The following is a 14626-nucleotide window of genomic DNA, read 5'->3' on the forward strand; positions in this document are numbered from 1 at the left end:
AACTATTATCGTTACCAATCAAAAATCTTGATCTAGGTAAAGTTATTAGGGTCATTGCTCAGTTACAATGAGCACAGTTTTTCGAACTGGACCTGTTGCAAAGGTAGGATACGTAATGAAGTTAAGCGAACTCAGCCCCGGTGATCGCGGTGTTATTTCTGAAGTCGGGCGCTTAGATCTACCACAAACCGTAAAGCGCAAGTTGTTATCTATGGGGATAACACCCAATACGCGTTTTTTATTGATCCGATACGCACCAATGGGCTCAGGTTTAGAGTTGGATATTCGTGGTAGTAAACTTTGTATGCGCAAAGACTTGGCAGACATCATTGAGGTGGAAAAGGCGAATGGCTAAGCAGTTTCATTGCGTCACCGTTGGTAACCCTAATGCGGGCAAATCGACACTCTTTAACGCGCTAACTGGCGCGAATCAACAAGTCGGCAACTGGTCTGGTGTGACGGTTGAGAAAAAGACGGGCCATTTCACCCTAAATGGTGCTGATATCTATCTGACTGACTTACCCGGTATTTACGATCTTCTTCCCGCGGGTAATAGTTGTGACTGCTCTTTAGATGAGCAAATCGCGCAGCAGTATCTGGCAGAGCAACGCGTCGATGGCATTATCAATTTAGTTGATGCGACCAATATTGAGCGCCACTTATACCTCACGGTTCAGTTGCGTGAACTTGCTGTACCTATGGTCGTTGTATTGAATAAAATCGATGTCGCGATAAAGCATGGGATAAAAGTCGACTTAAAGAAAATGAGTCAAGAACTCGGTTGCCCTGTAATTGGCGTGTGTTCGCGCGATCTTGCTGATGTAGAAAAAGTGCAAGCGCAAGTATTGGATTTACTGCAAGGGCGAGTGTCTGAAGCGCCATTAATGCTTAATTACGACGCTCAAATTGAAACGAGCGTGAAGTTACTTTGCAATCAAGATGTGGAATTAAGCCGTGGTCGTGCTTTAGCGCTGCTAGGTAATCGAGCAGGTTGTAGTAGCAGTCAAGGGGCTGAATTACAGAGTGACATTAACACTTGTACTCAGAATACTTCTCAGCAAGGCCATGATATTGAAATTATGCTGGCCACGACTCGTTTTAACTTTGTTGAAAGGGTATTTCAAGGTTCAGTTAAAGCTGATGGTTTTCTTACATTAAGTGACAAACTCGATAAGCTGATATTGCATCCGGTGTTAGGTATTCCGGTGTTCTTATTGGTGATGTATTTGATGTTTATGTTCAGCATTAATATTGGCAGTGCCTTTATCGATTTCTTTGATGTGTTTGCTGGCGCATTACTGGTCGACCATTTTGGAGCGTTTTTAACCAGTATGGGCTCACCAACTTGGCTGGTGACTATTTTAGCCGGTGGTGTTGGCCAAGGTATTCAAACTGTTTCAACCTTTATCCCGGTTATTGCAGCGTTATTCCTTGCCTTGTCGGTATTAGAAAGTTCGGGTTATATGGCGCGAGCGGCATTTGTGGTTGATGGTTTGATGCGTCGTATTGGCCTTCCTGGCAAAGCTTTTGTGCCAATGATTGTGGGTTTTGGCTGTTCAGTACCTGCGATCATGGCGACGCGAACCTTAGGCAGTGAGCGTGAACGTATCGTCACCGGTATGATGGCGCCATTTATGTCATGTGGCGCGCGTTTACCTGTATATGCTTTATTTGCTGCAGCGTTTTTCCCTGACTCAGGGCAAAATTTAGTATTCTTGCTTTATGTCATTGGGATATTAGCTGCAATCGGTACTGGTTTATTACTCAGAAATACATTGTTACCCGGTACCAGTAGTGCGGTCGTAATGGAGCTGCCAAGCTATGAGATGCCTAAACTTAAAGCCGTGATGGTTCGCACGAGTAAACGGACTAAAAGCTTTATTTTTGGTGCAGGTAAAACCATTGTTTTAGTCGTTACCTTTTTAAATTTTATTAACGCTATTGGTGTTGACGGCACATTTGGCCATGAAGATAGCCAAGCATCATTACTCAGTGTTGCGAGTCAAAAAGTGACGCCAATCTTTGCGCCGATGGGGATTGAACAAGAAAACTGGCCCGCAACTGTGGGTATTATTACCGGTATTTTTGCAAAAGAAGCTGTTGTGGGTACGTTAAACAGTCTTTATAGCAATGCTGGTGCAGATGATGCAGAGTTAACTCCGTTGGCAGATAGTTTTAATGCCGCGTTGGCTACGATCCCCGCTAATTTATTTGGTTTAGATTTAGAGGATCCGTTGAAATTATCTGTTGGTGATGTCTCTAGCACCAGTGCTGCAGCAGAATCACAAGGCGTGGCCACATCGACATTTAGTGCATTACAGGCTGGATTTACGACTAAGATAGCGGCATTTTCTTACTTGCTATTTATCTTGCTCTACACTCCCTGTGTTGCAGCGATGGGCGCTTTAGTACATGAGTTTGGTTCTCGCTGGGCAACGTTTGCCGGTACATGGACTTTTGCACTTGCTTATGGCACTGCAACTGTGGTGTATCAAGCTACAACGTTTAACGAGCATCCACTACAATCAAGCCTGTGGATTGGCTTCTTCTTATTTGCATTGGCTGCTTTTTATCTGTGGTTAAAACGTAAGGGCAGAAGAACTCAGCAAATCATTCCTGGGATCCGCATCATTACTGAATAGGTGACTGAGTAAGCTACTGGTCAGGTTTACTGCATAAGCCTGACTGAGCAATAAATGTCAGCTTAGTAAGAGTAAAGATAAAAGCAGCTTTCGTAGCTGCTTTTATTGTTTTACTATCGCGGCCATAACCGATAGTTTTATCACTAGGCATTGTAACTAGTAGTGATCTGTAGGATCATGCTGGCTTTATTAAAATTGCCATTGTTCGCAAAGAGGAATTCCATGAGTCATGTGGACACTGAAGTACGTCCGAGTAACTTTATTCGTAATATCATAGATGAAGATTTAAAAACTGGTAAACACAAGAGTGTACAAACTCGTTTCCCGCCTGAACCCAATGGCTATCTTCATATCGGTCATGCTAAGTCTATCTGCTTAAATTTTGGCATAGCGCGAGACTATAACGGTCTATGTAATTTACGTTTTGACGATACCAATCCTGAAAAAGAAGACATTGATTATGTTAATTCTATTCAGGCGGATGTACGTTGGCTTGGATTCCAATGGGATGGCGATGTGCGCTATTCATCAAACTACTTTGATCAGTTGCACCAATATGCGGTTGAGCTGATTAATAAAGGTTTGGCCTACGTCTGTTTTTTAAATGCCGATGAAACTCGTGAGTACCGTGGTACGTTAAAAGAGCCAGGTAAAAACAGCCCTTTCCGCGATACTTCAGTTGAAGAAAACCTCGCTCTATTTGCTAAGATGCGCGACGGTGGTTTTAAAGAAGGTGAGTGTGCGCTGCGTGCTAAGATTGATATGGCCTCACCATTCATGTGCATGCGTGACCCAATTATCTACCGTATTCGTTTTGCCCATCATCATCAAACGGGCGACAAGTGGTGCATTTATCCAATGTACGACTTTACTCACTGTATTTCTGATGCGTTAGAGCATATTACCCATTCTTTATGTACATTAGAATTCCAAGATAACCGTCGTTTATACGATTGGGTATTAGATAATTTAAATGATTTTCAAGCGCCGAATCGTACGCGTCAATACGAATTTTCACGCTTAAATCTCGAATATACCTTGATGTCTAAGCGTAAGCTGAACGACCTTGTGGCGCGTAAACTCGTATCAGGTTGGGATGACCCACGTATGCCAACGATTGCTGGCTTACGTCGCCGTGGTTATACACCTGCATCAATTCGCGAGTTCTGCCAACGTATTGGTGTGACTAAGCAAGAAAATATGATTGAAGTCGGCATGTTAGATGCGTGTATTCGTGAAGAACTAAACGAACATGCACCGCGTGCAATGGCCGTATTGCGTCCATTAAAAGTGATTATTGAAAACTATGTAGAAGGTAAACTTGAGTTCATTCAAGCAGCCGCTCATCCAAATGATGAGAACATGGGCACGCGTGAATTAGCCTTTGGCCGTGAAATCTTAATTGATATCGCTGACTTTAAAGAAGAAGGTAACAAACAATATAAACGTCTGGTTACAGGTAAAGAAGTACGTTTACGTAATGCTTATGTGATTAAAGCTGAGCGTTGCGATAAAGACAGTGATGGTAATATCACAACAGTTTACTGTACTTATGATCCTGAGACATTAGGTAAAAACCCTGCTGATGGCCGTAAAGTTAAAGGCGTTATCCATTGGGTTGAGGCATCAACGGCTAAACCAGCGCAGTTCCGTCTCTATCAGCGTTTATTTACCGATCCTAATCCAGCAGCTGCTGAGACTGTGGACGAAGTATTAAACCCAGAGTCACTGATTGTTGTGCAAGGCTTTGCTGAAGCAAGTCTAGTCAATGCACCCGCCGAAAAAGCGTATCAGTTTGAACGTGAAGGTTATTTTTGCGCAGACAGCAAAGATTCATCACCAAATAATTTAGTGTTTAACTTAACCGTAGCACTGCGTGATTCTTTCGAATGATTTGATAGTGTTGGTTTGATTGAGTGCGTTTAATGGCATAAGACAAACAGCTCAACTCAATTAAGCACTCAATTAAGCACTCAATTAAGCACTCAATTAAGCACTCAATTAAACGAAGCTAAGTTGTTCAAACAATTAATGCGACTAAAAAAGAAGGCCTTTTAGGCCTTCTTTTTTATTTTTGGAATCAGTGAAAGAGCTATGGACTTGTGTGAGTTGCAGTTAATTTAAGTTGTTATTGATACATAGGACCAAAACCTAGGCTCCATAGAATAACGCTGGTTGCCATTAACGCCACTAACAGCACTAAACCAGCGGTCACCATCGAACTGGCATAAATAAAGCCTTTCTCTTCAGGGATATTCATAATTATGGGTACACCCGCGTACAGTAAATATACTGAGTAAGCCAAACCAATCAATCCCACTATCATAATAAACCACAGTACTGGATATAATGCGGCTAGACCGACCATAAACAACGGTGTTGCCGTATAGGATGCAAGCTCTAATGCTTGAGTGTAGGTTGGATTTGCATCGAAGGTTTTTGCCATCCAATAGGCTAAATAGGCGAGGGCGAAGACGCCCGCAATAAGGCCTAAGTACATGCCTGCTGACATAAATAAGGCGCTTTGTGGAGTGAGGTAAATTGGATCGCCAGCGCCAGGATTCCAACCAATATAAGCCGTAGCTATATAGCTGCAAACTGCCGGTATTAAGGCGATAAGCATCACATGACTTAAACTACTTTTTAGTGCCTCATGATTTTTTTCAATTGTTTGCCATTCTTGCTTAGGATGGATGTAGAGCCCCATTAAGTGATTCAGTATCATTATAATTATCCTTGTTCAGCATTGATAAGTGGCTCGCCAAACGTCAGACGAGCTGATAACAGCTCCACAATCGAGGTTAAAACATTATCTTGTTTTTTTAACTCTCGATTGGTTACACAAACAAACCGAGATACAGCGTGATCAATATCTCAGTTCTATAGAGTGTAGAACATTTATTGAACAAAAAATCTTGTACGTCAAGTTTACTAAGCCCTAGTGCTGTAGCTTATAGGTAAATATGCGTAAAATAGCCTAATACTGAGAATGATCTTGAGTGACTCCATGCAGCAACTTCTTGCCCCCATCCGCGCCTTTCTTCGCTGTGATACGCCGCAAACTTGGATTGATATCGCGATAAAATCAGACTCCTTGGATAAGCTGCTGATTGACCATTGTAACTGTGAGTTGAAAGCGGCTCAGACAGCGATATTTTTGCTACGAAAATATGCGTTAGATAAAGATAGCGGTCGAACCCTGTTGGCGTGGGCTAAACCCTATGAAGAGTTTATTTATTCGCAAGATCACGATGTGGTGAGTTTTCTGGCCCGAGATGTGAAAAAGAATGAGCTGGTGGCTGAACTTATGCCTAAGCCTAATTTTAAGTTTGCCGCTAATCTGGTTTCACCTTTGATCCGCTTGATTAAAGAAGAGTTTCATCATTTTGAGCAAGTATTGGAGCTAATGCATAAGCGTGGTATCGATTACCGTAATATTCGCGCGGGCCGTTATGCCAAGGGCATGATGAGTTATGTGACCACCCATGAGAAAGATATCCTGCGGGATAAACTGATTGTAGGTGCTTATATTGAAGCTCGTTCCTGTGAGCGGTTTGCTAAGTTGGCGCCTTATTTAGACAGCGAACTGAGTAAATTTTATGTGTCATTGTTGCGCTCTGAAGCGCGTCATTATCAAGACTATCTTGCGTTAGCACAGTTGGTTTCACCAGAGGATATTAGTGAGCGAGTAAAGTACTTTGGTGAGGTCGAGGCGCAGTTGATTTTAGCACCCGATGATGAGTTTCGTTTCCACAGTGGGTCGCCACTATCAATTTGACTTTAAAGATTTTTAAATTTAAGCCTTGCAGGGTTAGCTCGAACTTACTGAAACGATTAACGGTTCGAGCGAACCGTTAATATAAAGCATCTTTAGGCTCAAATAACGTCAATAAAAGTAACCTAACTTAAGTTGTCGGCTCAAAAGGTAACGATTCTAAATTAATCCCTTCAGCGCTTACACTCAGTACACTTCCTTGTTCATACCAATCACCCACTACAATGCGTCTGCAGCCATTATCGAGTTGATGAATCGCGGGTCTATGGGTGTGACCGTGGATCATCTGCTGAGTATGCGTCTGGGCAAATAATGCCTCGACCGCATTGGGCTCCACATCCATGATGGTATAGCTTTTTTGCTGATTGCTACTCTTACTCTTATTACGAATTTTATTAGCAATACCTTGGCGAGTTTTTCTCGATAAGCAACCGTATAACCATCTTGCTAGTGCAAAACTGCGCAACTTTCTAAAACGTTGGTAAGCCTTATCTAACGTACATAAGCTGTCGCCGTGTAAAATAACCGTTTCTACACCGTATAAATTCAGGCAAGTCACTTCGGGTAAGATTTGCATACCTGCGGCGTGCGCAAATTGCTTACCTAGCATAAAATCACGATTGCCGTGGATGAAATACACTGGCAGCTTTTGTGATACTTGTTTGAGTTTTTTGGCGAGTTCTAGAGCAAAAGGCAAGGCGATATCATCGCCAACCCAGACTTCAAACAAATCACCGAGGATATAGAGGGCGTCAGCATTATCGAGTTGTGTATCGAGAAAATGAGTGAACGCTTGGGTAATATCAAGGCGATCTGCACTCAGGTGCAGATCGCCTATAAATAGAGTTCGCATTAGGCGCGATTATGCCGCAACGCTAACTTTTTCAATCACCACGGCTTCTAAAGGTACGTCTTGATGCATGCCTTTATTACCTGTGCTAACCGCTTTGATTTTTTCGACAATATCCATACCTTCAACGACTTCACCAAATACGCAGTAACCCCAACCTTGGTTGTTCTCTGCTTTAAAGTCTAAGAAAGTGTTGTCATTAATGTTAATAAAAAATTGTGCAGTGGCTGAATGTGGATCAGAGGTACGTGCCATAGCCACAGTACCAGTGCGATTTGATAAGCCATTGTTCGCTTCGTTTTTCACGGGCTCGCCGCTACGCTTTTGGCTCATATCTTCATTAAAGCCACCACCTTGGATCATGAAACCGTCAATCACACGGTGGAAGATAGTGCCGTCGAAGAAACCTTCGTCAACATATTTCATGAAGTTTGCTACTGTTAACGGTGCTTTCTCAGCATTCAGTTGCAGTTTGATGTCGCCAAAATTGGTGTGTAATGTGATCATGTTTTCATACTCTCCATAAATAGTGGCGCGATTCTAACTTATCTAGGATTGCGCGCAAAGTGCAGTATTCAAAAGCGGGCTTGCCGTGGTAGACTGACTCATTGATTTTACACCTGAATGTATCATTAAAGAGAATGTCGATGTTGAAGATTTACAACAGTATTACCCGCCAAAAACAGGAATTTAAGCCAATTACTCCCGGAAAAATCGGGATGTATGTGTGTGGTGTGACCATATACGATCTCTGTCACATTGGTCACGGGCGTACTTTTGTTTCCTTTGACATGATAGTGCGCTACCTGCGTTATGCGGGTTATGAAGTGAATTTTCAACGCAATATTACCGATGTTGACGACAAAATCATTAAGCGTGCCAACGAGAATAACGAAAGCTGTGAAGCCTTAACTGAGCGTCTTATTGGTGAAATGCATCAAGACTTTGATGCTTTGAATATGCTTCGCCCTGACTTTGAACCGCGCGCAACACTGCATATCGAAGAAATTATTGATATGGTCGAGTTATTACTCGCTCGTGGTCATGCCTACGTGGCGAGCGATGGTGATGTACTTTTCAGCGTGGCCTCTTATCCTGATTACGGCCGTTTGTCGGGGCAGAATTTAGATCAACTACAAGCTGGTGCTCGGGTAGAAGTGGATCAAACCAAACAAAATCCAATGGATTTTGTGTTGTGGAAAATGTCTAAGCCAGGTGAACCAACGTGGGAATCACCATGGGGACCAGGTCGTCCAGGCTGGCATATTGAATGTTCCGCGATGAACAGCAAACATTTAGGTCTGCATTTTGATATTCATGGTGGGGGTTCAGACTTACAGTTCCCACACCATGAGAACGAAATAGCTCAGTCCTGCTGTGCCCACGACACGCCCTACGTGAACTATTGGATGCACACTGGCATGGTGATGGTCGACCGTGAAAAAATGTCTAAATCTTTAGGCAACTTCTTCACAATTCGTGACGTACTTGGCCATTATGATGCTGAAACGGTGCGCTATTTCCTATTGTCTGGCCATTATCGTAGCCAACTGAACTATTCGGAAGATAACTTAAAACAAGCTCGTTCAGCATTAGAGCGTTTATATACTGCGTTAAAAGATGTCGATTTAACTGCTATAGCCGCACCCGCAGAAGAGTTTGTCGCAAGATTTAATGCGGCTATGGACGATGACTTTAATACGCCTGAAGCCTATTCAGTGCTATTTGATATGGTGCGTGAGGTTAATCGTTTAAAGCTAACCAATATGGTGCAAGCATCTGCGTTAGCGGTCACGTTAAAGCAGTTAGCGGATGTTTTAGGCTTATTAAGCCAATCGCCAGAGACTTTCTTTCAAGGTGGTGGTAGTGACGATGAAGTGGCCGAAATTGAAGCCTTAATTGTTGAACGTAACCGTGCTCGTACTGAAAAGGATTGGTCTGCTGCCGATGTGGCGCGTAATCGCTTAAATGAGTTAGGGGTTGAGCTCGAAGATGGCCCTAGTGGCACTACTTGGCGTAAGAAATAAGCTTATTAGCTTTTATCTTCAATATAGGTTAATCGCCTGGCATAAAAAAACCTGCATTACGCAGGTTTTTTTATGCTTACAGAACCTAGAACCTAGAACCTAGAACCTAGAATCTAGAATCTAGAATCTAGAATCTAGAATCTAGAATCTAGTCGTGATACTGCTCAGCAGCGTACAAGGTGTTTTCTAAGAGGCTTGCTATAGTCATAGGGCCAACGCCGCCAGGTACAGGAGTAATAAAACTGGCATGTTGCGCGGCCACTTCATATTGCACATCACCGACTAAGGTGCCGTTATCTAAACGGTTAATACCTACATCAATGACAATTGCGCCAGGTTTGATCCATTCACCAGGAATAAAGCCTGGTTTACCCACAGCGACAACAACTAAATCTGCTAGGCGGATTTTTTGCTCAAGATTTTTAGTGAAACGATGGCAAGTGGTAGTGGTACAACCCGCCAGCAGTAATTCTAAGGTCATAGGGCGACCGACAATATTAGACGCGCCAACCACCACAGCATCTAAACCATAGGTATCGATGCCAGTTGATTTGATCAGCGTCATGATACCCATGGGGGTGCATGAGCGTAGCACTGGAATACGTTGGGCTAAGCGGCCAACGTTGTATGGGTGAAAGCCATCAACATCTTTATCAGGACGAATACGCTCGATAACTTTTGAATCTTCGATATGGGCAGGTAAGGGAAGTTGCACAAGTATGCCATCGATAGTCGGATCATTATTTAAATTATCAATAAGGCCTAATAACTCATCTTCGCTGCAGTTTGTTTCTAAATCGTATGAGCGAGAAATAAAGCCAACTTCTTCACAGGCTTTACGTTTACTTCCAACATAAACTTGAGATGCCGGATCGGCCCCCACTAATATCACGGCTAAACCTGGTATGCGTTGTCCAGCCTCTTTGCGGGCGGTGACTTTTTTACGTAGTTGAGTACGGATGGATTGAGCAATCGCCTTGCCGTCGATTATTTGGGCTGTCATGGGTGTAGGATATCCTTTATATGGGCGATGGTTAAAACAGAGATTGGCAATCGCCACTATTTTAACAGGGCACGGCTACTGTGTCGTGCTAAAGCTGATTACAAATGGATTTAAAAAGCGATATTAGCCTGATAATTCAGCACCTAGAGTCAATCATTAAAAAAATCGTTGACGGGTGCAAAGTGAGGCGATAAGATGCGCTCCGTTCTCAGGCACATGTGTTGATGTCGTCTGTAAACCTTGTTTTTGTTATACAGTAACACTTTCGGTGATTAGCGCAGCCCGGTAGCGCATCTGGTTTGGGACCAGAGGGTCAGAGGTTCGAATCCTCTATCACCGACCATTTTAAGGTCATTTGCAATCGTTGAACTGATATTTTTTAAATTCAAATAGCGAATGATAGGGTTAGCATAAATGCTTTCCGAATCGGTTAGGATACAGACTATTCTGTAGAACCATGCGCCCGTAGCTCAGTTGGATAGAGCACCCGCCTTCTAAGCGGGTGGTCGCAGGTTCGAATCCTGCCGGGCGTACCAGTTTTAATGGTGATTGTAGCTCAGTTGGTAGAGTCCCGGATTGTGATTCCGGTTGTCGTGGGTTCGAGCCCCATCAGTCACCCCATTTTTAGTACTTTGAGTACAAAATAAAAAAAGCGACCTAGGTCGCTTTTTTTATACCTCAGATTCGGCTATAGAGGCTCGACTCTGCAGAAAACGGTGGCTATAATGTCGCGTCTTGATAGATATCAAATATTATGAGCGACTTGTGCCTAAAGCCAGTAGTGGTAGGCATGGTAGTCAAATTTAATGATCAAGAAACGAATACCTGAATAGTTGACAACTCGGCTATTAAAAAGGACGTTAGACAAATTTCGAGGTAAAACAATGCAAGTTTCTGTTGAAGCAACTCAAGGCCTAGAGCGTCGCCTGACCATTTCTGTTCCTGCGGAACAAATTGAAAAGCTGGTTAAAGACAGTCTACAACGTGAAGCTAAGCGTGCTCGTATTCCAGGTTTTCGTCCTGGTAAAGTGCCTGTAACAGTGATTAATAAGCGTTATGGTGCGGCTATTCGTCAAGATATCATGGGCGAAGTAATGCAGCGTAACTTCATCGATGCAATTATTGCTGAGAAGTTAAACCCAGCGGGTGCACCGACTTTCGTGCCTGGTTCAACTGATGGCGATAAATTTGAATTTATCGCTACGTTTGAAGTCTACCCAGAAGTTGAGCTTAAAGGCTTAGATGCAATCGAAGTAGAACAACCAAAAGCTGAAGTCACTGACGCTGACGTTGACACCATGATCGAAACACTTCGCAAGCAACATGCAACATTTGCAGTTGTTGACCGCGCTGCTGCAGATGGCGATAAAGTGAAAATGAACTTTATCGGCTCTGTTGATGGTGAAGAATTTGAAGGCGGAAAAGCTGACGATTTCGAACTGCAATTAGGCAGCGGCCGTATGATCCCAGGTTTTGAAGCGGGTATCTTAGGTCACAAAGCAGGTGAAGAATTTGTTATCGACGTAAACTTCCCAGAAGAATATCACGCTGAAAACCTGAAAGGTAAAGCCGCTAAGTTCGCGATTACTTTGACTGAAGTTCAAGCTGCTAACCTACCAGAAGTTAATGATGAGTTTGCTTCATTGTTTGGTATTAGCGAAGGTGGTTTAGAAGCCCTAAAAGCTGAAATCCGTAAAAACATGAACCGTGAGCTTGATCAAGCGTTAAAAGCTAACGTTAAAGAGCAAGTGATCGAAGGTCTGTTAGCTAATAACGACATCACGTTGCCAAAAGCATTAATAGATGCCGAAGTTAACGTACTGCGTCAGCAAGCTATGCAACGTTTTGGCGGCCAAACGGCTAACATGCCAGAGCTACCAGCAGAATTGTTCACTGAACAAGCTGCTCGTCGCGTTAAAATCGGTTTGTTATTAGGCGAAGTTATCAAGACTAACGAGCTAAAAGCTGAAGACGAACGTGTACAAGGCTTGATCGCTTCTATGGCTTCTGCCTATGAAGATCCAAGTGAAGTTGTTGCTTATTACAATAGCAACAAAGAAATGATGCAAAACATGCGCAACGTTGCTTTAGAAGAACAAGCGGTTGAAGCACTGTTAAAATCTGCAAAAGTAACTGAAAAACAGGTCGCTTTTGAAGAATTTATGAACAAGGCTACTGGTCGCGCATAAGCTAAGCTTGACTTGATTAGCTGTTCGCCATTTATAATGGCTCGTATGAGGCTCCTCATGCGAGCCATTTTTATTTAGGGAAGTGAATAATGCATAATGCGTCAGACATACAAAGTGCTTTAGTGCCGATGGTGATCGAACAGACCGCTAAGGGTGAACGCTCATACGATATTTATTCTCGTTTGTTGAAAGAGCGTATTATCTTTTTGGTTGGTCAAGTTGAAGAACACATGGCAAACCTTATCGTGGCGCAATTATTATTCTTAGAATCAGAAAGCCCAGATAAAGATATCTTTTTATACATTAACTCTCCAGGTGGCTCAGTTACAGCAGGTATGGCTATTTATGATACTATGCAGTTTATTAAGCCAAACGTGAGCACTGTCTGTATCGGCCAAGCGGCCAGCATGGGTGCTTTCTTATTAGCTGGTGGTGAGAAGGGCAAACGTCACTGTTTACCAAATTCTCGGGTGATGATCCATCAGCCGCTGGGCGGTTTTCAAGGCCAGGCTTCTGATATTGCTATTCATGCTAAAGAAATATTAGGCATTAAAAATAAGCTTAATCAGATGCTGGCAGAACATACCGGCCAACCACTTGAAGTTGTAGAACGCGATACCGATCGTGATAATTTTATGAGCGCCACTCAAGCCGTTGAATACGGGTTAGTTGATTCAGTGATGACTAAACGCGGCTGATTTTTGCTTTTGACTGAGCTATGCTCTGTAAAAGTTAAGCAAATTTAAGACAGGCAGTACAGCAGACTGCAAAAAGAGGTAATTAATGGGCGACAACAAAAATAATGGTGACAGTGGCAAATTGCTGTACTGCTCTTTTTGCGGTAAGAGCCAGCATGAAGTCAGAAAACTCATTGCTGGCCCATCAGTGTATGTATGCGACGAATGTGTTGAGCTGTGTAATGACATCATTCGTGAAGAGATTAAAGAAATCTCTCCAAAGCGCGATAGCGATAAATTGCCTACACCGCACGAGTTACGTGCGCATTTAGATGATTACGTCATTGGCCAAGACAGAGCAAAAAAAGTGCTTGCTGTGGCAGTGTATAATCACTATAAGCGTTTAAAAAATGCCTCACCTAAAGATGGCATTGAGCTGGGTAAGAGTAACATTTTGCTGATCGGTCCAACCGGTAGTGGTAAAACGCTATTAGCTGAAACTTTGGCTCGCTCACTGAATGTGCCTTTCACTATGGCGGATGCCACTACATTGACCGAAGCGGGATATGTGGGTGAAGACGTTGAAAACATCATTCAAAAGTTGCTGCAAAAGTGCGACTACGATGTTGAGAAAGCACAGCGCGGTATCGTTTATATTGATGAAATTGATAAAATCAGTCGCAAGTCTGACAATCCATCAATTACCCGTGACGTATCGGGTGAAGGCGTGCAGCAAGCACTGCTTAAACTGATTGAAGGTACTGTTGCCGCAGTTCCACCACAAGGCGGCCGTAAGCATCCACAACAAGAGTTCTTACAGGTTGATACCTCTAAGATCCTGTTTATCTGTGGTGGTGCATTTGCTGGGCTTGAAAAGGTCATCGAACAACGTGCACACGTTGGCTCGGGTATCGGTTTCGGTGCGCAAGTGAAAGGTGAAAAAGAAAAGGCCTCTATTTCTGAAACCCTCGCTCAAGTTGAGCCGGGCGACTTAGTCAAATATGGTCTGATCCCAGAGTTTATTGGCCGTTTGCCTGTAGTCGCAACGTTAACTGAGTTAGATGAAGAAGCCCTAGTTCAAATTTTGTCTCAACCTAAAAATGCGCTCACTAAGCAATACAGTGCGTTATTTGAGATGGAAGGTGTAGAACTTGAGTTCCGCGAAGATGCACTCAAAGCGATTGCACATAAAGCGATGTCACGTAAGACTGGCGCCCGCGGTTTACGCTCAATCGTTGAAAGTATTTTACTGGATACTATGTACGATATTCCTTCTGTAGATGGTGTTGTGAAAGCCGTTGTGGATGAATCGGTCGTGAAGGGTGAATCTGCACCTATCCTGATTTATGAGCCAAATGAGACTCAAACCGCCTCTGGTGAGTAATAATCGTACTGATTACTAATAAACTGAAAAACAAGGAGTCCAATGGGCTCCTTTTTTCGTATTAGCCATTGAAACTTAA

Annotated in this window: 12 protein-coding genes and 3 tRNA genes; 11 read left to right on the forward strand and 4 right to left on the reverse strand. The window is 43.1% G+C overall.

All coding sequences use genetic code 11. From position 1 onward, the window contains the following. The first annotated feature begins 115 nt into the window (after window positions 1–115). The 3 genes from BW947_RS07795 (at window position 116) to glnS (ending at window position 4535) form a co-directional block, all read left to right on the forward strand. On the forward strand, window positions 116–355 hold the full coding sequence (locus tag BW947_RS07795) for a FeoA family protein (protein WP_076498175.1): 240 nt from the start codon (window positions 116–118) through the stop codon (window positions 353–355). Further along, window positions 348–2642: a Fe(2+) transporter permease subunit FeoB gene (gene feoB / locus BW947_RS07800; protein ID WP_076498177.1), complete on the forward strand. Its 2295-nt coding sequence runs from the start codon at window positions 348–350 to the stop codon at window positions 2640–2642. The genes BW947_RS07795 and feoB overlap by 8 nt, the downstream gene beginning before the upstream one ends. A 222-nt stretch (window positions 2643–2864) precedes the next feature. After that, the gene (glnS, locus tag BW947_RS07805) at window positions 2865–4535 is read left to right on the forward strand and encodes a glutamine--tRNA ligase (protein WP_076498178.1); all 1671 of its coding nucleotides are present in this window, start codon (window positions 2865–2867) and stop codon (window positions 4533–4535) included. Between the two features lie 235 nt (window positions 4536–4770). On the opposite strand, the gene BW947_RS07810 is transcribed toward glnS, so the two are convergent. Continuing rightward, the gene (locus tag BW947_RS07810) at window positions 4771–5367 is read right to left on the reverse strand and encodes a Yip1 family protein (RefSeq protein WP_076498180.1); all 597 of its coding nucleotides are present in this window, start codon (window positions 5365–5367) and stop codon (window positions 4771–4773) included. Between the two features lie 282 nt (window positions 5368–5649). On the opposite strand from BW947_RS07810, the gene miaE reads away from it, so the two are divergent. Beyond that, entirely contained in the window at window positions 5650–6420 is a 771-nt protein-coding gene (miaE, locus tag BW947_RS07815) for a tRNA isopentenyl-2-thiomethyl-A-37 hydroxylase MiaE (protein WP_076498182.1), read from the forward strand. Between the two features lie 127 nt (window positions 6421–6547). Here miaE and BW947_RS07820 read toward each other — a convergent pair whose 3' ends face one another. Both BW947_RS07820 and BW947_RS07825 read right to left on the reverse strand, forming a co-directional pair. Further along, a complete protein-coding gene (locus BW947_RS07820) occupies window positions 6548–7270 on the reverse strand; it encodes a UDP-2,3-diacylglucosamine diphosphatase (RefSeq protein WP_076498183.1) in 723 nt (240 codons plus the stop codon). 9 nt (window positions 7271–7279) lie between these two features. Next, the gene (locus BW947_RS07825) at window positions 7280–7774 is read right to left on the reverse strand and encodes a peptidylprolyl isomerase (RefSeq protein WP_076498185.1); all 495 of its coding nucleotides are present in this window, start codon (window positions 7772–7774) and stop codon (window positions 7280–7282) included. A gap of 140 nt (window positions 7775–7914) precedes the next feature. On the opposite strand from BW947_RS07825, the gene cysS reads away from it, so the two are divergent. Beyond that, on the forward strand, window positions 7915–9294 hold the full coding sequence (gene cysS, locus BW947_RS07830) for a cysteine--tRNA ligase (RefSeq protein WP_076498186.1): 1380 nt from the start codon (window positions 7915–7917) through the stop codon (window positions 9292–9294). Window positions 9295–9442: 148 nt separating this feature from the next. On the opposite strand, the gene folD is transcribed toward cysS, so the two are convergent. Further along, window positions 9443–10297, reverse strand: coding sequence for a bifunctional methylenetetrahydrofolate dehydrogenase/methenyltetrahydrofolate cyclohydrolase FolD (folD, locus tag BW947_RS07835; RefSeq protein WP_076498188.1), 855 nt, complete (start codon window positions 10295–10297; stop codon window positions 9443–9445). 266 nt (window positions 10298–10563) lie between these two features. On the opposite strand from folD, the gene BW947_RS07840 reads away from it, so the two are divergent. The 6 genes from BW947_RS07840 to clpX all read left to right on the forward strand — a co-directional run bounded on the left by BW947_RS07840 (window position 10564) and on the right by clpX (window position 14547). Continuing rightward, a tRNA-Pro gene (locus tag BW947_RS07840) sits at window positions 10564–10640 on the forward strand. Window positions 10641–10756: 116 nt separating this feature from the next. Beyond that, a tRNA-Arg gene (locus BW947_RS07845) sits at window positions 10757–10833 on the forward strand. A 9-nt stretch (window positions 10834–10842) separates the two neighbouring features. After that, window positions 10843–10918, forward strand: a tRNA-His gene (locus tag BW947_RS07850). Window positions 10919–11181: 263 nt separating this feature from the next. After that, window positions 11182–12486, forward strand: coding sequence for a trigger factor (gene tig / locus BW947_RS07855; protein WP_076498189.1), 1305 nt, complete (start codon window positions 11182–11184; stop codon window positions 12484–12486). A gap of 89 nt (window positions 12487–12575) precedes the next feature. Next, window positions 12576–13184 (forward strand): ATP-dependent Clp endopeptidase proteolytic subunit ClpP, encoded by a 609-nt coding sequence (clpP, locus tag BW947_RS07860; RefSeq protein WP_006081124.1) that lies wholly within the window; start codon window positions 12576–12578, stop codon window positions 13182–13184. Between the two features lie 85 nt (window positions 13185–13269). After that, complete coding sequence (gene clpX, locus BW947_RS07865) at window positions 13270–14547, forward strand: ATP-dependent protease ATP-binding subunit ClpX (RefSeq protein ID WP_076498191.1); 1278 nt, start codon at window positions 13270–13272, stop codon at window positions 14545–14547. Window positions 14548–14626: the final 79 nt, after the last annotated feature.

This window comes from Shewanella morhuae (assembly GCF_900156405.1).
GTDB classification, from domain to species: Bacteria; Pseudomonadota; Gammaproteobacteria; order Enterobacterales; family Shewanellaceae; genus Shewanella; species Shewanella morhuae.

Bases quoted from the DNA above. Each gene is read 5' to 3' on its own strand.
- cysS (WP_076498186.1), top strand. From the start codon at position 7,915: ATGTTGAAGATTTACAACAGTATTACCCGCCAAAAACAGGAATTTAAG.
- BW947_RS07825 (WP_076498185.1), bottom strand. From the start codon at position 7,774: ATGATCACATTACACACCAATTTTGGCGACATCAAACTGCAACTGAAT.
- glnS (WP_076498178.1), top strand. From the start codon at position 2,865: ATGAGTCATGTGGACACTGAAGTACGTCCGAGTAACTTTATTCGTAAT.
- feoB (WP_076498177.1), top strand. From the start codon at position 348: ATGGCTAAGCAGTTTCATTGCGTCACCGTTGGTAACCCTAATGCGGGC.
- folD (WP_076498188.1), bottom strand. From the start codon at position 10,297: ATGACAGCCCAAATAATCGACGGCAAGGCGATTGCTCAATCCATCCGT.
- clpP (WP_006081124.1), top strand. From the start codon at position 12,576: ATGCATAATGCGTCAGACATACAAAGTGCTTTAGTGCCGATGGTGATC.
- BW947_RS07820 (WP_076498183.1), bottom strand. From the start codon at position 7,270: ATGCGAACTCTATTTATAGGCGATCTGCACCTGAGTGCAGATCGCCTT.
- clpX (WP_076498191.1), top strand. From the start codon at position 13,270: ATGGGCGACAACAAAAATAATGGTGACAGTGGCAAATTGCTGTACTGC.
- BW947_RS07795 (WP_076498175.1), top strand. From the start codon at position 116: ATGAAGTTAAGCGAACTCAGCCCCGGTGATCGCGGTGTTATTTCTGAA.
- BW947_RS07810 (WP_076498180.1), bottom strand. From the start codon at position 5,367: ATGATACTGAATCACTTAATGGGGCTCTACATCCATCCTAAGCAAGAA.
- tig (WP_076498189.1), top strand. From the start codon at position 11,182: ATGCAAGTTTCTGTTGAAGCAACTCAAGGCCTAGAGCGTCGCCTGACC.
- miaE (WP_076498182.1), top strand. From the start codon at position 5,650: ATGCAGCAACTTCTTGCCCCCATCCGCGCCTTTCTTCGCTGTGATACG.